General features: G+C 47.6%; 21 protein-coding genes. 13 read left to right on the forward strand and 8 right to left on the reverse strand.

What is annotated here, in order from left to right:
* Window positions 1-312 precede the first annotated feature (312 nt).
* On the forward strand, window positions 313-978 hold the full coding sequence (locus tag A4U59_RS15315; protein ID WP_066174474.1) for an HAD family hydrolase: 666 nt from the start codon (window positions 313-315) through the stop codon (window positions 976-978).
* Window positions 979-1,199: 221 nt separating this feature from the next.
* Here A4U59_RS15315 and A4U59_RS15320 read toward each other — a convergent pair whose 3' ends face one another.
* The 4 genes from A4U59_RS15320 to A4U59_RS15335 all read right to left on the reverse strand — a co-directional run bounded on the left by A4U59_RS15320 (window position 1,200) and on the right by A4U59_RS15335 (window position 3,810).
* Window positions 1,200-1,637, reverse strand: a complete 438-nt coding sequence (locus tag A4U59_RS15320; protein ID WP_066174477.1) for a DUF4362 domain-containing protein — start codon at window positions 1,635-1,637, stop codon at window positions 1,200-1,202.
* A 148-nt stretch (window positions 1,638-1,785) separates the two neighbouring features.
* Window positions 1,786-2,253 (reverse strand): DinB family protein, encoded by a 468-nt coding sequence (locus A4U59_RS15325; protein ID WP_066174547.1) that lies wholly within the window; start codon window positions 2,251-2,253, stop codon window positions 1,786-1,788.
* A 170-nt stretch (window positions 2,254-2,423) separates the two neighbouring features.
* Entirely contained in the window at window positions 2,424-2,732 is a 309-nt protein-coding gene (locus A4U59_RS15330) for a DUF3870 domain-containing protein (protein WP_066174479.1), read from the reverse strand.
* 19 nt (window positions 2,733-2,751) lie between these two features.
* Window positions 2,752-3,810, reverse strand: coding sequence for a DctP family TRAP transporter solute-binding subunit (locus tag A4U59_RS15335; protein ID WP_066174482.1), 1,059 nt, complete (start codon window positions 3,808-3,810; stop codon window positions 2,752-2,754).
* An 86-nt stretch (window positions 3,811-3,896) separates the two neighbouring features.
* Here A4U59_RS15335 and A4U59_RS15340 point away from each other — a divergent pair, with 86 nt between their 5' ends.
* The 7 genes from A4U59_RS15340 (at window position 3,897) to A4U59_RS15370 (ending at window position 11,961) form a co-directional block, all read left to right on the forward strand.
* Window positions 3,897-5,537, forward strand: a complete 1,641-nt coding sequence (locus A4U59_RS15340) for an ATP-binding protein (RefSeq protein WP_066174484.1) — start codon at window positions 3,897-3,899, stop codon at window positions 5,535-5,537.
* Window positions 5,494-6,216, forward strand: coding sequence for a response regulator (locus tag A4U59_RS15345; protein ID WP_425388912.1), 723 nt, complete (start codon window positions 5,494-5,496; stop codon window positions 6,214-6,216). Before A4U59_RS15340 ends, A4U59_RS15345 begins: the two co-directional genes overlap by 44 nt.
* A gap of 195 nt (window positions 6,217-6,411) precedes the next feature.
* Complete coding sequence (locus A4U59_RS15350) at window positions 6,412-7,437, forward strand: TAXI family TRAP transporter solute-binding subunit (RefSeq protein ID WP_066174490.1); 1,026 nt, start codon at window positions 6,412-6,414, stop codon at window positions 7,435-7,437.
* A gap of 40 nt (window positions 7,438-7,477) precedes the next feature.
* Window positions 7,478-7,960, forward strand: coding sequence for a DUF1850 domain-containing protein (locus A4U59_RS15355; protein WP_083270880.1), 483 nt, complete (start codon window positions 7,478-7,480; stop codon window positions 7,958-7,960).
* A gap of 10 nt (window positions 7,961-7,970) precedes the next feature.
* Window positions 7,971-10,127 (forward strand): TRAP transporter permease, encoded by a 2,157-nt coding sequence (locus tag A4U59_RS15360; protein ID WP_066174496.1) that lies wholly within the window; start codon window positions 7,971-7,973, stop codon window positions 10,125-10,127.
* 81 nt (window positions 10,128-10,208) lie between these two features.
* Complete coding sequence (locus A4U59_RS15365) at window positions 10,209-11,084, forward strand: fumarylacetoacetate hydrolase family protein (RefSeq protein ID WP_066174499.1); 876 nt, start codon at window positions 10,209-10,211, stop codon at window positions 11,082-11,084.
* Window positions 11,085-11,169: 85 nt separating this feature from the next.
* Window positions 11,170-11,961 carry an SDR family oxidoreductase gene (locus A4U59_RS15370; protein ID WP_066174502.1) on the forward strand — a complete coding sequence of 264 codons (792 nt, stop codon included), beginning with the start codon at window positions 11,170-11,172 and terminating at the stop codon, window positions 11,959-11,961.
* 441 nt (window positions 11,962-12,402) lie between these two features.
* Here A4U59_RS15370 and A4U59_RS15375 read toward each other — a convergent pair whose 3' ends face one another.
* Both A4U59_RS15375 and A4U59_RS15380 read right to left on the reverse strand, forming a co-directional pair.
* Window positions 12,403-12,972 (reverse strand): dihydrofolate reductase family protein, encoded by a 570-nt coding sequence (locus A4U59_RS15375; protein ID WP_066174505.1) that lies wholly within the window; start codon window positions 12,970-12,972, stop codon window positions 12,403-12,405.
* A 53-nt stretch (window positions 12,973-13,025) separates the two neighbouring features.
* A complete protein-coding gene (locus tag A4U59_RS15380) occupies window positions 13,026-13,562 on the reverse strand; it encodes a dihydrofolate reductase family protein (protein WP_066174509.1) in 537 nt (178 codons plus the stop codon).
* A gap of 426 nt (window positions 13,563-13,988) precedes the next feature.
* Here A4U59_RS15380 and A4U59_RS15385 point away from each other — a divergent pair, with 426 nt between their 5' ends.
* Both A4U59_RS15385 and A4U59_RS15390 read left to right on the forward strand, forming a co-directional pair.
* Entirely contained in the window at window positions 13,989-14,597 is a 609-nt protein-coding gene (locus tag A4U59_RS15385) for a TetR/AcrR family transcriptional regulator (RefSeq protein WP_066174550.1), read from the forward strand.
* Window positions 14,598-14,691: 94 nt separating this feature from the next.
* Entirely contained in the window at window positions 14,692-15,066 is a 375-nt protein-coding gene (locus A4U59_RS15390; protein WP_211274950.1) for a nuclear transport factor 2 family protein, read from the forward strand.
* A 126-nt stretch (window positions 15,067-15,192) separates the two neighbouring features.
* On the opposite strand, the gene A4U59_RS21850 is transcribed toward A4U59_RS15390, so the two are convergent.
* Both A4U59_RS21850 and A4U59_RS15400 read right to left on the reverse strand, forming a co-directional pair.
* Window positions 15,193-15,417: a hypothetical protein gene (locus tag A4U59_RS21850; RefSeq protein WP_169823982.1), complete on the reverse strand. Its 225-nt coding sequence runs from the start codon at window positions 15,415-15,417 to the stop codon at window positions 15,193-15,195.
* 52 nt (window positions 15,418-15,469) lie between these two features.
* Window positions 15,470-16,693, reverse strand: a complete 1,224-nt coding sequence (locus A4U59_RS15400; protein WP_066174518.1) for an MFS transporter — start codon at window positions 16,691-16,693, stop codon at window positions 15,470-15,472.
* A 202-nt stretch (window positions 16,694-16,895) separates the two neighbouring features.
* Here A4U59_RS15400 and A4U59_RS15405 point away from each other — a divergent pair, with 202 nt between their 5' ends.
* The 3 genes from A4U59_RS15405 (at window position 16,896) to A4U59_RS15420 (ending at window position 19,106) form a co-directional block, all read left to right on the forward strand.
* Window positions 16,896-17,816, forward strand: coding sequence for a DMT family transporter (locus tag A4U59_RS15405; RefSeq protein ID WP_066174521.1), 921 nt, complete (start codon window positions 16,896-16,898; stop codon window positions 17,814-17,816).
* 130 nt (window positions 17,817-17,946) lie between these two features.
* Window positions 17,947-18,429 carry a hypothetical protein gene (locus A4U59_RS15410; RefSeq protein WP_066174525.1) on the forward strand — a complete coding sequence of 161 codons (483 nt, stop codon included), beginning with the start codon at window positions 17,947-17,949 and terminating at the stop codon, window positions 18,427-18,429.
* Between the two features lie 155 nt (window positions 18,430-18,584).
* The gene (locus A4U59_RS15420; protein WP_066174532.1) at window positions 18,585-19,106 is read left to right on the forward strand and encodes a hypothetical protein; all 522 of its coding nucleotides are present in this window, start codon (window positions 18,585-18,587) and stop codon (window positions 19,104-19,106) included.
* The last annotated feature ends 30 nt before the right edge of the window (window positions 19,107-19,136 follow it).

Genomic DNA, 19,136 nt, shown 5'->3' on the forward strand with positions numbered 1-19,136 from the left:
ACGAAATAGCATACCAATTAGCAGACCAAATCACATATGATTTGGTCTATTCTTTTTTCCTTGTATATCAACGATTATTAGATATTGACGCTTGAATTAGCATACAAATCACACCCCAAATAATATAATGTCAAAAGCTGTTGTCAATTAAAACCTAGAGGGTAATTGTTATTTTATGTTGAAATGAATGTAGAGTTTGTAAAAGAATGTACTTAAACGATTGGGCAGGTTAGTGAAAGATGGATTGGAACCATAATTGAGTTTCTTATTGTAAAATTAGGTTGAATAATTGGTGCCAGAAGGGAGTATTACATGGATAACTATAAAGTAATTTTATTTGATTTAGATGGAACTCTTTCAGACCCAAAGGTAGGAATAACTAAATCCGTTCAATATGCGTTACATAGAATGGGAATTGATGAGCCTGACATTGATAAACTAGAATGTTTTATTGGACCACCATTACAAGTTTCATTTGCTGAACATTACAATTTTGATGAGGCACGTACCCAAAAAGCAATAGATTTATATAGGGAGATGTTTAAGGAAAAGGGAATGTTTGAGAATGAGTTATATTCAAATATCCCCTTGCTTTTAAAATCGTTAAAAGAACAAGGATTTACTTTAGTTGTTGCAACTTCAAAGCCAACTGTTTTTGCAGAGCAAATATTAAAGTATTTTAATATTGAGCATTATTTTCAACTTATTGTAGGAAGTAACCTTGATGGAACAAGAGCGTCAAAAACTGAAATCATTCAATACATACTAGATAAATATAATGAACATGAACTTAGTGAATTTATTATGATTGGAGATAGGAAGCACGATATTATAGGGGCAAGTAATACTGGAATTGATTCTATTGGAGTTACCTATGGATATGGTTCATTTGAAGAATTAAGTCAGTCCAACCCTACGCATATTATCAAAAGAGTTAATCAGTTAAAAGATATTCTGATGGGTACTCAAGTAAATTAAGTATACTTTCTTGTTCAGCTAACGGAGGCTTTAGTTTAACAAAAGAATATAAAAAAGGCCGCTTGGAAAATAAAATCCAAGCCGCTTTTGTTTGCTATTTGTACTGTTAATTATGGTGCTAAAAGTAGTGTGTTTTTGCATGTCATTTCACATGTTAATTTTGATTTTCTCCACAGTATCGGAACTATTTGGAATGATGACAATGCCTTTTTGCCGTATTATTACTTCCAAATCACCAGGATGTTGTTATCCCTGTTAGGTTGGCTGCATCCGGTTAATATATAATCCGTTCTTTCGGCCGTTTCCTCAGTGGTTACGGATTCGCACGATGCGGTCGTTATCTTGCCGGAGCCATACGTGTCTCTTCTTGTGTCAGTCGTTGATATGATGGCTTTTCCGTCATAATCAAGGTCATGAAGCATGGGGTCTCCTTCCTCCATGTATCTCACAACCCTGATTTTATCCTTTTTCCCCTCACTGACGTTCTCAAGAAAAGTGAAAAACGTATCCATGTTCGTGATTTCACCTTGCATGTCGACAATGTCTGATGGGGATTGATTGTATTCAAGTGAAGGTTTTTGTGCGGTGGTGCTCTCATCCGGTTGGCATCCGGCAATAATAAATGCTGTCAGCGCGGCAGGAAGCAAAAGCTTTTTCATTTTGCAATTCCCCTTTCTAGAATCTATTTTATCACGAAAGTGGATGATGATGGATAAATCTGTAATTCCAGGAAGGTTGATTATGGCAAAAGAAAGATGCCCAAAGATAACTTGGACATCCATTTAGGATATATAACGCATTGCTAAATCAACGAGTGGAAGGCCACGAACCTTGCATTTTTCGTAATTGCATAATCTGGCCGGTATGATAAGCATCATGGAGCATGATATCAAGCAATTTCCTCTCAAGTGACTGATCAAGCTCTGTGTCGGGGATATTACTCAAGGCCTGTCTTAAGTTGTGATGTGCGTTTTCGGCACGCTCAACGATATTCTTCCATTCCTGATCATCGCTCGATTGCCCGGTAAGATGAAAGGTATCGTTACCATCGAGATTGTGTGTCCATTCACGGCCTTCCAGGTTTGCCGCAAGCCTCTCTTTGTAATACGTAAGATGATTAACGTTTTCCCAAATGGATTTCGAAGCTTCTCCAGCTGGTTTCCAGGAAGCCTGTTCGGCTGAAAGTCCTGCAGTCGCATCCCTGAAAGGTGCATACCAGCTTTCTTTATCAAATGTAGAATCCAGCACGTCTAGAAGCAAGTCAGTTCGTTTCAAAATCATCTCCTCCTCCTCGAATAGGTAGAAACTCATTAACCCGACAACGAAATCAACTCTGTTAAGATTCTGCATTTTTATAAAACATCCTGCTGTTTTTTTATTAAAAAGGTGCCTGACCCCCAGTGCGTTAACGCACTGGGGATCAGGCACCTTTTATGCCAAACCTTTTATGCCATCATCTGCTCATACTGCTTATAAGAATCCTTCAATGCCGCCGCAAGCGCATGCTCAGCCTTGCCGTGATAGCCTTCCGCCAGCAGCTTTAGCGGTTCTTCGATCCCATCTTTCAGGCTGCAGCCTTTTAGCAGGTGTTTGACGAAGGTGCGGCCGTGTTCGGTGGCGAGTGTACACGATGCATCCACTATGACGCCGTATTTTTTATCGATTTCAAGTGTCATCGTCAGTGTTTCGGATATGCTGTTTGCGGCCATGCCGGACGGCAGCCGGGAATGGCCTGCGATTAAGATTGTGTTCATCAAAGCTCCCCCCATAGCATCATTTCATGTACTTTTTCCGTAATTGGTAGACTTCTTCCATTAACTCGCTGTCGATTTCCTGCTCAAATCGATTGTAGACAGGCTGCAGGGCGTTTTGCCAGCGGCTCCGTTCCGCGTTTGTCAAAACATGGATTTCCATGTCGCTATTCCGTTTGAGAGCACGGATGTAGCGGTCGTTCATTTCAATGGAATGGCGCCAGACCCAATCGGTCGTTTCATCAAGAGAAGCCTGAATTTGTTCCTGGATATCTTGAGGCAAGCTGTCCCAGAATTCCTCGTTGATGAGCACGACAGATCCGAGATAGCCGTGATTGCTCATCGTCAAGTATTGCTGTTCGAGGTAAAATCGTTTCGTATAAATGTTGGAGATCGTGTTTTCCTGGCCGTCAATGAAGTTGACTTCAAGGTTGCGGTACGTTTTATTGAAAGGGATGACGCTCGTGCTCGCATTCAATTGATCGAACTGTTCTTTGATGACGGCGCTCGGCATGATGCGGAAATGCAGCCGTTTGAAATCGTATGGATGGCTGATCGGCCGCTTGTCGTTTGTCACCTGCTTGAAGCCGCTGTACCAGAAGGTGAGGCCTTTTACCGGTTCGCCTTCCAGGTCGGCCATCAGCTGCTGGCCGATCGGCCCTTTATAGGCCTCTTCAACGGCGGCGTAGTTCGGGAACAAAAACGGCAAATCGAGCACCTGCCAGTTCGGGAAGCGGGACGTCAGTTTCGAGGTGGCGGGTGCGATCATTTCGACATGGCCGTCTTGGACCGCTTTGTATTCATTTATATCACCGTATAAAACTCCGTTGGCATATACTTCGACCTTCACTTTCCCATCTGTCCGTTCTTGCACAAGGCTGGCGAACCGCCTGACAGCCTGTCCTTTCGGCGTGTTTTCCGCCGCGACATGGCTGAACCGCAGGACGATCTGGTCATCGAGCCCTTCCTGTTCATCATCGGCGGCAAGCGGCGCCCTGCCGCCCTGGATGTCGAATCCGATGAATAGGGCGGTGAAAAGGCCGGCGATAATAAAGATGGAGATGGTGAGGACTGTCCGCATGCTCCCCCTCCGTTCGGCGTAATCGTTTTCAACATTGTATCATAAAGTGCTAAACTATTGATAACATAAGCGAAAGGGCGAGGCCGATGTCATTAAGCAGGATTCCGTTAAGCCGCAAGATTATGATACTGTCATTCGGTGTAGTTCTCTTTTCGCTGTTGATTGGCGGAATTATTCTGATCGGCAATATTTATAACCAGAGAGAACAGGAGCTGGGCGAGCGCGGATTGATCACCGGCAGGATTGTCGCCAATTTGCCGGAAACAGAGGAATACATGAAGGCTTCAAAGGGCTGGGAACAGCTGAATCCTGTCGTCGATCGGATCCGGACGATCAACCGGGCCGACTACATCACGGTTCTTGATATGAACAGGATCCGGTATTCCCATCCGGTGAAGAGCCGGCTCGGAACGGTTTCATCCGGAAAAGATGAAGGGGCGGCGTTTGCCCAGCACAGCTATGTGTCAAAGGCGAAAGGCGACAGCGGTGTGGCTGTCCGCTCGTTCGTGCCGATCATGGATGAAAACCAGGAACAGATCGGGGTTGTCATTGTCGGCAATATGATGCCATCGCTGTTTGACATCCTGCAGTCGATCCGGCGCGAAATCCTTTTAACCGGCCTGTTGACCCTGCTGTTCGGCGTAATCGGCTCATGGATGCTAGCCAGGCATATCAAAAAGCAGACGTTCCAGCTTGAACCGCACGAGATCGCCGGGCTGTTAGTTGAACGGACGGCGATTTTCCAGGCGATGAATGAAGGGATCATTGCCGTTGACCGTGAGGAAAAGATTGTCGTATTCAATGATAAGGCGAAAATGATGTTAGGAATTGAAAAAGATGTGGCCGGCCGCAGTTTTCATGATGTCATCAAGGAGCCGGGCGTGAGCGAAAAGCTTCTGAATGGGCCTGTCCTGGATCATGAGATGGTGCGGATCGGCGAGAAGGTTGTGATGGCGACGCGGGTTCCGATAACGGTGGAAGGCGAGCGGACAGGTGAAGTGATCGTTGCTGTCGACCGGACGGAGATGGCGCGGCTTGCCGAAGAGCTGACAGGTGTGAAGGCATTCGTTGATGCGCTCCGTGTCCAAAACCATGAGCATATGAACAAACTGCACACGCTGGCCGGCTTGATCCAGCTGGACCAGAAGGATAAAGCGCTCGATTACGTGTTCAGTGAAGCGGGCCGCCAGGAAAAGCTGTCGGGGATGCTGACGAAAAACATCAAAGACTACAGCATTGCCGGTTTGCTGCTCAGCAAGGTGAGCAGAGGGCAGGAGCTCGGCATTTCCGTCAGGATCGACACCCACAGCAGGCTGCTTGAATACCCGCGGCTTTTGGACCGCCATGATTTTGTCATCATGCTCGGCAATTTAATTGAAAATGCATTTGATGCTTTGAAGGGTAGTGGAAAAAAGGAAAAAGTGATCGACATTTCAATAGAGCAGGATGAGGAGATATGCAGCCTGTCAGTGGAAGATAACGGCAAAGGGATGGACGAAGCGGAAGTCAAATCGATTTTTAAAAAGGGTTTTACGACGAAAGCGGAGGCAGGCGGCTCCGGGATCGGCCTTTATTTGATAAATAAGATTGTTGAAAAGGGTGCCGGTGAAATAGAAGTGGAATCGCATCCGGGAGAGGGCACGCGATTCGCACTGACATTCCCGATGGAGATGGAGGGGAAACATGATGAGCGGCAAACCGGAAAAAATCGGCGTCTTGTTAATTGAAGATGATCCGATGGTCCAGGAAGTGAACAGGCAGTTCATTGAACAGGTGCAGGGCTTTGAAGTGATCGGAATCGGCAGTGACGGGGCGAAAGGCCTTGCCCTGGCGAAGGAAAAACGGCCGGATCTCGTCCTGCTTGATATTTTTATGCCCGAGCAGGATGGAATCGCGGTTCTGCAGCAGTTCCGAACAGGAAGCATCGATGTCGATGTCATTGTTGTCACTGCCGCCAACGACGGGGAGACAATCCGGAAAATGCTGCAAAACGGCGCCGTTGATTATATCATCAAACCCTTTACGTTCGACAGGCTGAAGAAGTCGCTTGAAAATTATCGCCTATATGTGGAACAGTTCTCGGGAGAAGAAGCCGTTTCCCAGCAGCAAATCGACCGGTGGCTGTCTGCGAATGCCGCCGGTGACGAAGAAGGGGAAACGGTGATTGTGGAAGAAGCCGAAGATCTTCCAAAAGGGCTGAACAGGCAAACGCTGAAACAGGTGATGCTTTTTTTGATGAACCAGGACAAGTCCGTTTCAGCGGAAGAGACAGCACAGGCGATCGGCATTGCCCGGGTGACGGCACGCAGGTATCTCGATTACTTTGAAAAGATCGGAAAAGTCGAGCTTGACATCCAGTACGGCGGGGTGGGCCGTCCTGTCAATAGGTATCAATTGCAGGTTTAGTGATGAGGGTGCCAATGAAGGTGCCTGACCCCTGGCGCTTTAACGCGCCGGGGGTCAGGCACCTTTTTTGCTATTAACATTCCGTGAACAAAAAGACCAAAACGAATAATATGTTCGTAATATTCAAAAATTACACTGTAAGCGTTACCATGTAGTCAAGTTGAATAATAATAGTTTAATTGAGGGGGACTTACATTGAAAAAACGATTGGCATTCATTTTAGTGCTGGCGTTCACAATGCTGCTTGCGGCCTGCGGAGGCGGCGGTGGCGGTGACCAGGCCGAAAACGGTGAAGGCGGGGGTGACAGCGGAGAAGGCGGCGGAGCTGAAGCGCAGTCACTCGTATTCGGTACAGGGGGAACGTCTGGTACGTACTATCCGATTGGCGGCGCATTGAAGCCGATATTTGAGGAAAACGAGCTTGTCGAAAATGTAACCGTTGAATCTACTGGCGCTTCTGTCGCCAACATCCAGAACATCCAGGATGGGTTGAACCAGATTGCCATCATTATGAGTGATGTAGGATTCGACGCAGTGGAAGGCAAGGGCCAATTTGAAGACGGCAAGGTAGAAGTCCAGGCGATTGCCGGCATGTACCAGAATGTCGTTCAGATTGTTGCGCTGAAAGACAGCGGCATTGAATCCGTTGAAGACTTGAAAGGCAAAAAGGTCGGTGTCGGAAAAGTCGGCTCAGGCGTTGAACAAAGCGCGAAAAAGGTTTTTGAAGCCGTCGACATGACGTATGACGACCTTGCAAAAGTGACGCATACCGGTTATGCGGACAGTGTGCAGGAAATGAAAAACGGCAACCTTGATGCAGCTTTCTTCACATCCGGCGTGCCGAACAGCAACATCACCGACTTGATGCAGCAGACGGATGTCAACTTCGTGGAAATCAAGGGCGATGTTGCAGACAAGCTGATGGAGAAATATCCGTTCTATAAGAGCAACACAATCCCTGCGGGTGATGAAGCGAAGTACAACCTTGAAGAAGAAGTGCAGACAGTGGGTATCCAGAATGCACTTATTGCTTCACCTGATCTTTCCGAAGAGCTTGTCTACCAGCTGACAAAGAGTTTCTATGATTATCTCGGCAATCCGGATGAAGTTTCAGTCGGAGCGCTGAAACAGTTTGACCGTGATAATATGGGCAACGGCCTGGTCATGCCGCTTCACCCGGGCGCCAAGAAATTTTATGAAGAAAACGATCTTCTGAAGTAAGGGGAAAAGGGCATCGGTACGGTGCCCTTTTTTTACCATTATGAAAAGGATTTGGCTGATGCTGGCCGCTCTCTTTCTTCTCCTGGCGGGCCTGGCGGTTCTTCGGTTCGATATGCTTACCGTTAGTCAGGAAGATGAGCTGTTTTATGCTGCCCCTGTAAAAGGGGAAGGGCAATTCTCCATCCGGTGGGTCCATTCGGTTGAGAAAGAGGAGTGGGAAGAGTTTTTCAGGCTGGGTGATGAGGAAATCATTATCGATTCCACGCGGTTCAAAACGTTTGGAGCCGGGGTGCCGAGTGATGCGGGGAGCGGCTCCTTCATAAAGGACGGCTGGGTTTATATGGTGGACATTGACCGGCCGATCGGGGAAACGCTCGTCATCCGCACCGGGGAGGAAACATCTCATCGGCTGATTCAGAACGAAAACAAGTTTGTGTTTCCGTCCGGATCGGATGCTTACGAGATAAAAAAAGAATCACTTTCTGTATTTCAATATGCAGTGTATAGACTGACGCATTTGTGAGGTGAGAGGATTGGAAGAAAAAAACACAGTGGATGTGGCGGCATACGACCGCGAAAGCAACATCAGATCCGGCTACCCGCGCATGATCGCCTGGCTGATCACAATCCTGGCGGTCGGGCTGGCGCTTTTTCATCTGTACACATCCTATGCCGGCTCGCTGGTTGACATCAAGCAGCGCAGCATCCATCTTTATGTCTTGATGGCGCTCGGATTTTTCATTTATCCGGCTTTTGGGAAAAAGAAGAAAGACGGATTGCCTATTTATGATTATTTGACTTCAGGACTTGCTCTTTTTGTCCTTATTTATATGCTTATGTCGGCGGAGCGCATTATCGAATCCGGCGGGCGGATCAACGACTTCGACTTCTACGTCGGCATTTTGATACTCGTTCTCCTGTTTGATATCACGCGCCGGGTCACAGGCTGGGGGCTTGCACTGCTGGGGCTTGGCTTTCTTATCTACGGGTTTTATGTAAAGCTTTCGATTTATCCGCAGCTTACCCCGCCGGTGATAGAGAATGTTTCCAAGCAAGTCATCACACAGCTCGTATTCATCACAGAAGGGATTCTTGGAACAGCGGTCGGCGTGTCAGCCAGTTATATCATCTTGTTCATCCTGTTCGGCGCTTTCCTTGAAAAATCGGGAATGGGCCAGCTGTTCAATGATATGGCGCTTGCTGTGGCCGGGCATACGAAAGGCGGGCCGGCAAAAGTGGCCGTCATCGCCAGCGGATTCCTCGGTTCCATTAACGGTTCTGCGATAGCAAATGTGGTGACGACCGGCACATTCACGATTCCGCTCATGAAAAAAATCGGCTATCACAAAAACTTTGCCGGCGCTGTTGAATCAGCGGCGAGTGTCGGCGGACAGATTTTGCCGCCGATCATGGGTGCAGCCGCGTTCATCATGGCTGAGAACCTGAACATCCCTTATACAAAGGTCATCCTGGCCGGCATCATACCGGCATTGCTCTTTTACCTGGGGATTTTGCTCCAGATTCATTTCCGTGCATCAAAGCGGGGCCTGCAGGGCCTTCCGAAGAGCGAGCTTCCGACTGTAAAAGAAGTCCTCGTGGAACGGGGCCATTTGCTGATTCCTATGGTGTTCCTGCTTTATTTGTTGTTTTCGGGAAAGACACCTTTCTATGCAGCATTCTGGGCGATCATTGCGACAATCGTCATTTCGGCCGCGCGGAACATGCTGTTTTTCATAACAGGCGTCTCTGTCTTCTTGATTTTCCAGCCGCAATTCGAAGCGCTGGTCACAGGGGCCTCCATGCCAAATCCCCGTTCCGACTGGTGGGAGCTGCTCATTATCGTAGCGGTGCCGCTTTTGGTCAACATTATCAGGAAAGCGGTCGGGCTGCGTGCGGAGGAAATCGCAGTGAAGGATTTCTTTGATGCGCTTGAAAACGGCGCAAGGACCACGATTCCGGTTGCCATTGCCTGCGGTGCGGTCGGAATCGTCGTCGGCATCGCTTCGCTGACAGGGGTTGCGATTGAAATCGCCAATAGCATTGTCAGTATCGGCAGCATGGTCAACAATGACCTCATCCAGCTGGTCATCACGCTGTTCCTGACGATGATCACATCCATCATCCTGGGAATGGGACTGCCGAGTATCCCGACGTATATCATCACAAGTACGATGGCAGCACCGATCCTGCTGCAGCTGCCGCTGTTCCGTGAACTGGCCGGCACATCTGAAACAGCCGTTTTCGTTGCCCATATGTTTGTGTTTTACTTCGGTATTTTCGCCAACATCACGCCTCCTGTGGCACTCGCCGCCTTTGCCGGAGCCGGGATAAGCGGCGGGGATCCGAACAAAACCGGCTTCCAGGCGATGAAGCTTGCGATCGCCGGGTTCATTGTGCCGTTCATGTTTGTATTTTCCCATGAGATGCTGATGATTGATGCGACGGTCATGAACGTGCTGCTGATCACGGTGACGTCTCTCCTTGGTGTCTTCTTGCTGTCGATCATGACGGAGGGCTTTTTATCCAAAACGATTCCAGGCTGGCTGCGCGTTCTTTCCGCAGCAGGCGCACTGCTGCTCATTTATCCGGGAATTGTGACGGATGCCATCGGATTGATCGCCTTCATCCTGGTTCTGATTGTCAACAGGAGCGGCAATCCGGGTTCCAAAGCAGTGGAAAAAAGCAGTTAGTGTTTTTATAAGGAAGCGGGACGGCTGTACCTTAAAGCGGACCGCCGTTTCCTTCCATACATATTGAAAGCGGGGGATATTATGCGGTTTGCGACGATGAAACACAATGGGGAGGAAACGGCTGCCGTTGTAACGGAAAACGGCCTGCTTGCGGTTAAAGATTTGAATGAAGCATCGGAGCGGCAATGGCCGGCCGACTTGTTCAGCTTGATCCAGCCGGAGACTTTTATCCCTTTTATTGAATGGTTCACAAATAACAGGGAAAAGCTTATGGAGCAGTATTCAGGAAAGATGACTTCTCTGGAAACAGCCGAGTATGGGCCGTTATATCGGCACCCGCGTAAAATCTGGGGAATCGGACTGAACTATGTGGAGCATGCCTCAGACTTGCACGAAAAGGCGCCGAATACCGAACCGGCCAGCTTCATGAAGCCCGATACCACGATAATTGGACCGGGTGATACGATTAAAATTCCGGAGCAGTCGGACAGGACAACGGCGGAAGCCGAACTCGGCATCGTCATCGGCCGGACATGCAAGGACGTGTCCGAAGCTGAAGCGCTTGACATGGTGGCAGGCTATACGACTATCATTGATATGACAGCAGAAGATATTCTTCAAAAGAACCCGCGCTATTTGACCCGGTCGAAAAGCTTCGATACGTTTTTCAGCTTCGGCCCGCAGCTTGTGACGCCGGATGAAGTCAAGGACCTGGCGGGTTTGCAGGTGACAACGGTATTGAACGGAAAAGCGCACCGCACCAATACCATCAGCAACATGACCTTCAGCCCTGAATACCTCGTCTCGTTCCACTCGAAAGTGATGACACTGCTGCCCGGCGATATCATCTCGACCGGCACACCAGGAGCGGCGGTGATCCGGAACGGGGATGTTGTCAGGTGTGAGATTGAAGGGTTTGCGGCGCTGGAGAACGGGGTTGTGGATTTGAAGGGGTAGATGGTGTGGTGTAGAAGGTGCCTGACCCCGAGCGCTTTAACGCGCCGGGGGTCAGGCACCGAAAGAAAAGAAAGGGGAAATATAAATGGATATGAACGTGCAGGGAAAAACGGTCATCGTGACAGCAGCAAGCAAAGGGCTTGGTAAAGCGACTGCGCTTGAATTTGCCCGTGAAGGCGCGAATGTCTTGATTTCAAGCCGGAATCAAGCAGAATTGGAAACGGCGGTAACCGAGATCAAAGGCGAATCAGGCAATAATTATGTCGATTATGCAGTATGTGACATCACAAAACCGGATGATATCAAAGCGCTTGTTGAAAAAGCGGTAAAGTGGAACGGCACTGTAGATGTCCTTATCAATAACGCCGGCGGTCCTCCGGCAGGAACGTTTGATAAGTTTGCCGATGAAGACTGGCAGAAGGCGTTTGAGCTTAACCTGCTCAGCTTCATCCGAACGATCCGCGAAGTCCTCCCTTACATGAAAAAGCAGCAAAGCGGCCGTATCGTCAATTTCGCATCATCATCCATCAAGCAGACGCTTGATAACTTGATCCTATCAAACACATTCCGGGCGGGCATCGTCGGGCTTGCAAAAAGCCTGTCTCAGGAACTCGCCGGAGACGGCATCCTGATCAACACGCTCGGACCGGGCCGGATTGCAACGGACCGTGTCGCCGAACTCGACCAGATCCGTGCTGACAAAACAGGGGTACCGGTTGAAGAACTGAAAGCGCAAACAGAAGCTTCCATTCCGATCGGGCGCTATGGACAGCCGGAAGAATTCGCGCGGGTTGCTGTTTTCCTTGGCTCGGAAGCCAATTCATATGTGACAGGCCAGGCATTTGTCGTGGACGGCGGCATGGTGAAGGCGCTCTAGTGTACGGATTTCATGTGGACTTCAGAAGAAACTGTAAAACTCTTTCCGGGCCGGACGGCCGGAAAGAGTTTTTTATATGAAGGCTATGGTGAAGCACAATGTTGATTTATGATAAAGCGGAAATCAACATCGTCGTTTAACAAACCTCTACGAAAGAAAATAGGAAACAACCTGATGCAGTGCATGGCAACCCCGTATGGCCTTCAATCGGTTTATAAAGATATTATAAGGTTATATCAGTGTGTACTTATAGAAAGAAAGCAGAGAAGAGTGAATAGTAGTTAAAGGGTGAATTGCTGTGAGAATTGGCGGGAAAGCGGCTAGTGTGTTTCCGGTTAACTGATTGGTCAAATTGAAAGGAAGGATGCTTCTTAGGCTGACCGATAAATCGGAACTACGAAATGACCATCGGCAGGTTCGTCAATTCATTCTTGCGGCCCGCTATTCAGCCTTTTCATACGTAAGGCCAACCACCCCCGAATCAAAAAGTCTGTTCCCGGTAAGCTTGAGTTTGATCAAACCATTGTCAGTAAATAAGGGAACTCCTTCTCCCAGCACAACAGGATTGATATTCAGGTGATATTCATCAACAAGGCCGAGCTCCATCACAGTGTGGGCAAATCTTGGGCTTCCGATAATGATGAGATCATTGCCGGGCTGTTCTTTCAGGCGTACGATTTCTTCCCTGACATTTTCCTTGACCAATTGTGAATTGGCCCATTCAGCCTGATCAAGTGTAGTAGAAAACACGACCTTTAAGGTCCTCTCCAACCAGCTGGCATGTTCGATTTCATGTTGGGAGCTTTCAAGGTTTCCCGGGACAGAATTCCAGTATTGCTGCATCCCCAGATATGTTTGCCGCCCCCATAAGACGGTATCGACAGAGCTTAGAATCTCTTTGGAATACTTCTCTAATTCCTCGTCATACGTGATCCAATTTAAATCCCAATCGTCAGGCCCCTGGACGAAGCCATCCAGTGAAACATGCATGAACACGCTTAATTTTCTCATTTCATCACCTGCTTCTTATGTTTTATAATCAACCGCCAGAAACCTCTTGAAAGCTATTCCGGATGGTAAGTCATGACGGCAACGCCGGTCCTTGTTGTTTTTACCCCGGCCAGCTTCAGTTTTTGGTCTTCAATGTCACCGGTAAAGAGTCGTTTCCCTTTACCTAACACGACAGGATTGATAATGAAATTGTATTCGTCGATCAAGTTGTGTTTCATCAGCATTCGAATCAATTGGCCGCTGCCGTAAATCAAGAAATTTTGATCGGTGTTTTGTTTCATCTTTCTCAATTCTTCTGCAACATTGTCTTTTATGAATTGGGCATTCCATTGTGCCTCAGAGAGAGTTGTAGTCGCCACATACTTGGGCATTGCGTTCATTTTGTCGGCGAATCCGTCTTCATCCTCCATTGAAGGCCAGGCCGCGGCAAAACCTTCGTAGGTTATACGCCCCAAAAGCAGGACATCACTTGCAAACAACAGATCTTGTTGGACTTTTGCCAATTCATCATTAAAGTAAGGAGCTGTCCAGGCGGGATCTTCCATAATTCCATCTAAAGAGAGATAAAGTGAAACTGAAATTTTCCCCATTTCCATGTTCCTCCTTTTAGAATTAATCAGAAGAATGATTAAGCTGGCTGCTTTTTTAAGATAGGCTGTGTTAAAGCTCAATATTGATTTCTTCACTAGTTGATTGGAGTGGAAGGTGGAGACTCCGGCGGGATTAGCGGGACAGGTGAGACCCCACAAGAGCGATAGCGATGAAGAGGCTCACCGCCCGCCCCGCGGAAAGCGAATACCTGCAACGGAAATCAACACTAGCGTTTAACAGAGCCTTAAGATAAAGTCAATTTACCGCCCCCTAACTTTACAAAAGGTAAGTTATAAAACAAAAGTAAAATATAACTTACCAGTTGTCAAGTTATATTTTACTGATTTGTTGATTATAGTTGACTTCAGTAAGACGAATTCTTACCATATAAGCAATAGAGTTGATATAGGATGGTGGAAAAAGAAATGGGCGAAATACGCAATGCTGAACGGACACGCAGAAAGATTCTCGATGCTGCCAGAGAGGAGTTTTTTGAGAAAGGGTACAGTGGGGCAAGGATAGAATCGGTTGCAAAGAGAGCCGGACTGAATAAACAATTAATTTACCATTATTTTAAGGGGAAAGACCATCTTATTAATGAGACCATTGACGACTTTGCCACGTCATTGCCCTCAGGCAATCTCATCCTGCCGGCAAATCCCGTGGAAATTGCCGAATTTCGGTACAACGTCAATGTGGAGCATTTAATGGACTTCTTGAAATTCACAGCATGGGAAGCAGTCGATAATGTGCCGGAAAACAGTAATGGTGAAGAACGGAGAAAAAAGGTGCTCCAGTCTTACGTTGAGGATATGAGGTCCAAGCAGGAGATGGGATTGGTGCCGGATGAGCTGGATCCCGCCCTGATCACGTTGATGATTTCCAGCCTGACGGTTTATCCGCTCCTTTACGGAAATGTTACCAGGATGATAACAGGCCTTTCTCCTGAGGATCCCGGGTTTGACGAAAAGTGGACGGCATTTCTCCGTATGATAAGTGAGCGGATTTTTAAAACAGATCCGGATAAGCCTTGAATTTCATGTCAGCGGAGTCTTTCACCCGGTGACTTGAAGAGGGTGCTTATTAGCCAATAGCTGCAGTTAAACACTACATGAAGGAGTGAAGATGATGAACATTGATTTAAGGGAACAGTTAAAAGCTTTAGAGGAAAGCCATTTAACTCTCGAAAATCGTAGATCTCCTGAAGCGCTGGGTAAAATACTTGCTGATGATTTTTTCGAAATAGGGAGTTCAGGCAGAATGATCTATAAAGCAGAGTGCATTAACGATGGTGTTTCGCTTGACGAATTGGAGCTTTATGATTTTGAAATTCATTCTCTCGCTCCTGCTGCGGTTTTAACCACTTATTACATACATAACAAAACAAAAAAACGAAACACGCTCCGAAGCTCTATTTGGAAATTCCGTGATGGAAGATGGCAGCTTTATTTCCATCAGGGAACTCCAACCGATAAAGACGTTTCGGATGTGGAAGATAACTAAACATGTCGGGTTTCAGTAAAAAACGGCGGCTTTCATGGAAGGAAAAGCAAAGGCTCAGAGGTGCGTAAAGCCTTTTTGTGTTGAAAGAAGATGGGCGGTCCTTCAGTTTTGTAACCCGGTCCATAGTTAGGAACCAGATTTTTCATCTGGGAACTTGCTCTTTCCTGCTTTCCAAATCAAATAACTGAAAACTGTTGCCAATAGGATCGGGAACCAGGAAGAACCCGCTTCAATAGTGGTTTTTTCTGGAGATGCATCTTTGGAGTAGTAGACCAATAGCCAATCGATACTGTACACTTTACCGATTATGAAAAAGATGAACAACGTTAGAAAGAATCCCAGAATAGACAAGGTATACGGCAGGAACTTCATTAATCCTCCACTTCCTTTTTCCTTTTCTTTTTTATCCGGATGTTTTCATAGTTTCCGCTTCAGCTGGGTTGCGGTTAATTTCATAACGTTTGAACTTTCTCATTGCTGCTATTCCCAATATAGGCCCGGCAGCAAGGATCATAAATACCCATTCCCAGCCGATCAGTTTTTGAATGACCGGAATGAGATTAATAGAACCGATCGTAATGAGAAAGCCGACGGACATCTGGAAAGTCAGGGCTGTCCCGACGTATTCAATTTCAGCAAATTCGGAAACGGCAGCTGAAAATTGGGCGGAATCTGCAATGACCGACATGCCCCAGATGAACGAAAGGGCAAGCGTAAGCCAGATTGATTGGCCAAAAGTGAGGCCAATCAGCAAAGCGCATATTGAACTTATTGCCATGGCAATAATGGTCAGCCGGGCCCGGCCGATTTTGTCCGCGGCAAACCCTCCTAAAATAGCACCGAAAGCCCCGGCAATCCCGATTGAAATGAAAGAGGCAAGTGCAGCGAACCACGGGCTGGCATCGGCCTGTGCTGAAAAACTCGCTGCCAGGAAAACCGGCAGCCACGTCCACATCGCATACAGCTCCCACATGTGACCGAAATAACCATAGTTTGCGAGCATCACCGGCTTGTTGGCAACAACTCTTTTTAAGAGCTTGAAAGAAAATGGCGTTTTGCCGGCTGCATTCGGGGCATCAGCGAGCAGCCAATAGGCAATTCCTGATGCCAGCAATGCGAGCAGGGAACTCATCAAGATGACCAGCTTCCAGTTGACGGCAGAGAAAAACAGGATGATGAAGTGGGGGAGAGATGAGCCAAGTGTAAGTGATGCAATCAGAATGCCGATGGCAAGGCCCCGTTTTTTAGGAAACCATTGCGATAGAAGTTTTACCGCTGTAGGATAGACTCCCGCCAGTGAAACACCTGTCAGAATGCGGAGGGTGATGCCGATGAAGGCATTGCCGGTGAAAATGAGCAAGCCATTCAATATGGCGCCCGTCAACGCTGAAACCGCAAACACTTTCCGGGTGTTGAAACGGTCGGCGATTCCGAAATACGAGCTTGCCAAAGCCCCGGCCACAAAGCCGATTGGTACCGATGCCGACACCCATGCCTCGGTCCTGGCACTCAGGTTCCACGCTTCTCTCAGTTCAGGAATGAGAACGGATGCGCTGAACCAGAGGCTGAGGGCGAAAAGCTCGGCTGCGGCGATGAGGGAGAGGGCGGTCCATTTGGTTGGTTTCAATCTTTACACTCCTTTTAGCTGATAGGAGAAAATTACTTTTAACAAGTATGTTTAAAATTACTGAGTATTCAGTCTATAAATTGTATCTTATCATAAATGGATGATTTTGGGTTAGCAGTTTTAAGGCGGAAGCAAGGTTCTCATCTATGATATAATGAGGACCTCTTTTACATACATAAGTAGGAAGGAAAGGAGGGGCAGCATGAAGGCCTACATATTTTTAATCCTCGTCATGCTGATGTTTTCCGGAAATCTGATTGTGGGAAAAGCGATAAGCGAGCTTCCGCCTTTCATGATCGCTTTCTTCAGGGTTTTTATCGCTTTTCTCGTCATGCTGCCTGTCGGAATCGGGCAATGGCAGCGGAATCGCGCTGTTTTCAGACAGGAATGGAAGCCGTTTCTCGGTCTGGCTGTGACAGGGATCGCTCTATTTAACGCTTTGATTTATATGGCGCTTCGTTATACGTCTTCAACAAATGTGGCGATCGTCGAGACGACGACTCCCGTTTTTACAATCGGCCTTGGTATCCTATTCTTGAAGGAGCGGCTGACGGCACTGCAAAGTTTTGGGGTTGCTCTTTCCCTGGCAGGCGCCGTATGGGTGATCAGCGGAGGGTCTTTAGAAGCGCTCGTCAATTTTTCTTTCAATCGGGGAGACATGATCATGGTGACGGCAGTGCTGGTCTGGTCGGTGTATTCTGTTCTGGTGAAGCGGCATAATCATAAGTTCCCGATGTATGGAGGGCTTGTGGGCATGCTTGGTATTGCGGTTGTGACCCTGTTTCCGTTTGCGCTTTATGAATGGATCCGGTACTCACCGCAGGTTTTCAATATGCCTGTAGCAATGGGGCTTTTATATCTCGGAATCTTTCCATCTGTCATCGCGCTTCTATTATACAATCATGCCGTCAGTGAAATCGGCCCGTCGACGGCATCGGTGTTTTTTAATCTTCTGCCGGTCTTCACCATGGCAGGTGCTGTATTGCTGCTGGATGAAACGGTGAAAAGTGCCCAGCTTATCGGCGGAGCGCTGGTCATCGGCGGGGTTTATCTGACAACAAGAAAAAAACGGTCCAAAAGCCAATATGGCGAGTCGCCCGTTTCCGCCAATGAGTCGAACTGACTGACAGTTGCCGGTCGAATGTAATGTGTAAAGAGCCTGGATGATTCCAGGTTTTTTCTGTCCCTAACCAGTTTGTTTACAGGCAAAGTTGGGCAAAATGGATGCCGACTACATCAAAGGAGGTCCATCCATGAAAAAAACATTTTTACTTGCTTTCCTGTTCGTTACACTTGCTTTTGCAGCAGCGTGCACGCCACAAGCTGAAAGGAAAGGCAGCGATAGGATCGAGTCCGGCAGCCCGGAAATGCCTGATCAAGTGACTGACGAAGAATCAGCTGAAGTTGCTTCGAGTTTGGGTGAGGGGGAGAACAGCACTAACTGGGCACAGGAAATTGATACTATCATCTCCAGTGTGAAAGAGTTGAAAGCGGCTGCGTCCGAATCACCGGAAAAAGTTAAAGAACTAGGCGAAAAGCTTCACGAAGACTGGGAAGTGATTGAAGAAGAAGTTGAAGAAAAGTATCCGGATGACTACAAAAACATCGAAGACAGCCTCTATCCGCTGATCGGCGAGGCGAACAAAGATCAGCCGGACATGAACAAAATAACAGGACTTTCTGATGAGGTCATTACTAAGCTGGAAGCATTCAAGAAAAAAATAGCTTCCCGCTAAAAGCCTGAATCCTGCTGTGTGATGCAGCGGGATTCAGGCTTTTTTTTGAATAGACCCGTGCTTTTTTCCCGGTTGAAATTGTGACCTTAGTTATCGTTTGCCTGCCCGAAGAGCTGGGAAGTATGAAGGCGAAACCCTTTAAAGGAGGCTCATTCATGAAAAAGTATCCTCTACTGATCGCGCTGCTTCTTGCTCTCGGTGTTGCCGTTGCCGGCTGTAACACTGCTGAAGAAGAAAAAGGCGGTACTGAAGACCAGGCAGCCAATGAAACTGCAGAAGAAAAAGAGGCTGAGACGGAAGAGAAGACGGAAGAAGAACCCGCTGAAGAGAAGCAGGCTGAACAACCTTCCGGTAATGGAGAAAATGTGGAGTCAGGCAACCTGGAGGACGGCGTCCAGAACGTCCGGGCGTCAGTTGAAGAACTGGGTGCAGCTGTAACAACCTCCCCCGAACGAATCAAAGAACAGGGAGAAACGGTTGAAAAGGAATGGGACGCAATTGAAAAACAGGTAGAGGAAAAATATCCGGATGAGTACGCAAAGATTGAAGAAGGTCTGTATCCGTTAATCGATGAGACAAAGAAGGACAGCCCTGACAGCAAGAAAATAACAACATTGGTGGAGGAGACGTCGAAGAAGCTGAAGGAGTTTCAGGAGAAAGTCGGCGGAGCAGAGTGAGGTGTTTAAGGTGCCTGACCCCCGGTGCGT

This window comes from Bacillus marinisedimentorum (assembly GCF_001644195.2).
In the GTDB taxonomy this organism is placed as follows: domain Bacteria; phylum Bacillota; class Bacilli; order Bacillales; family Bacillaceae_O; genus Bacillus_BL; species Bacillus_BL marinisedimentorum.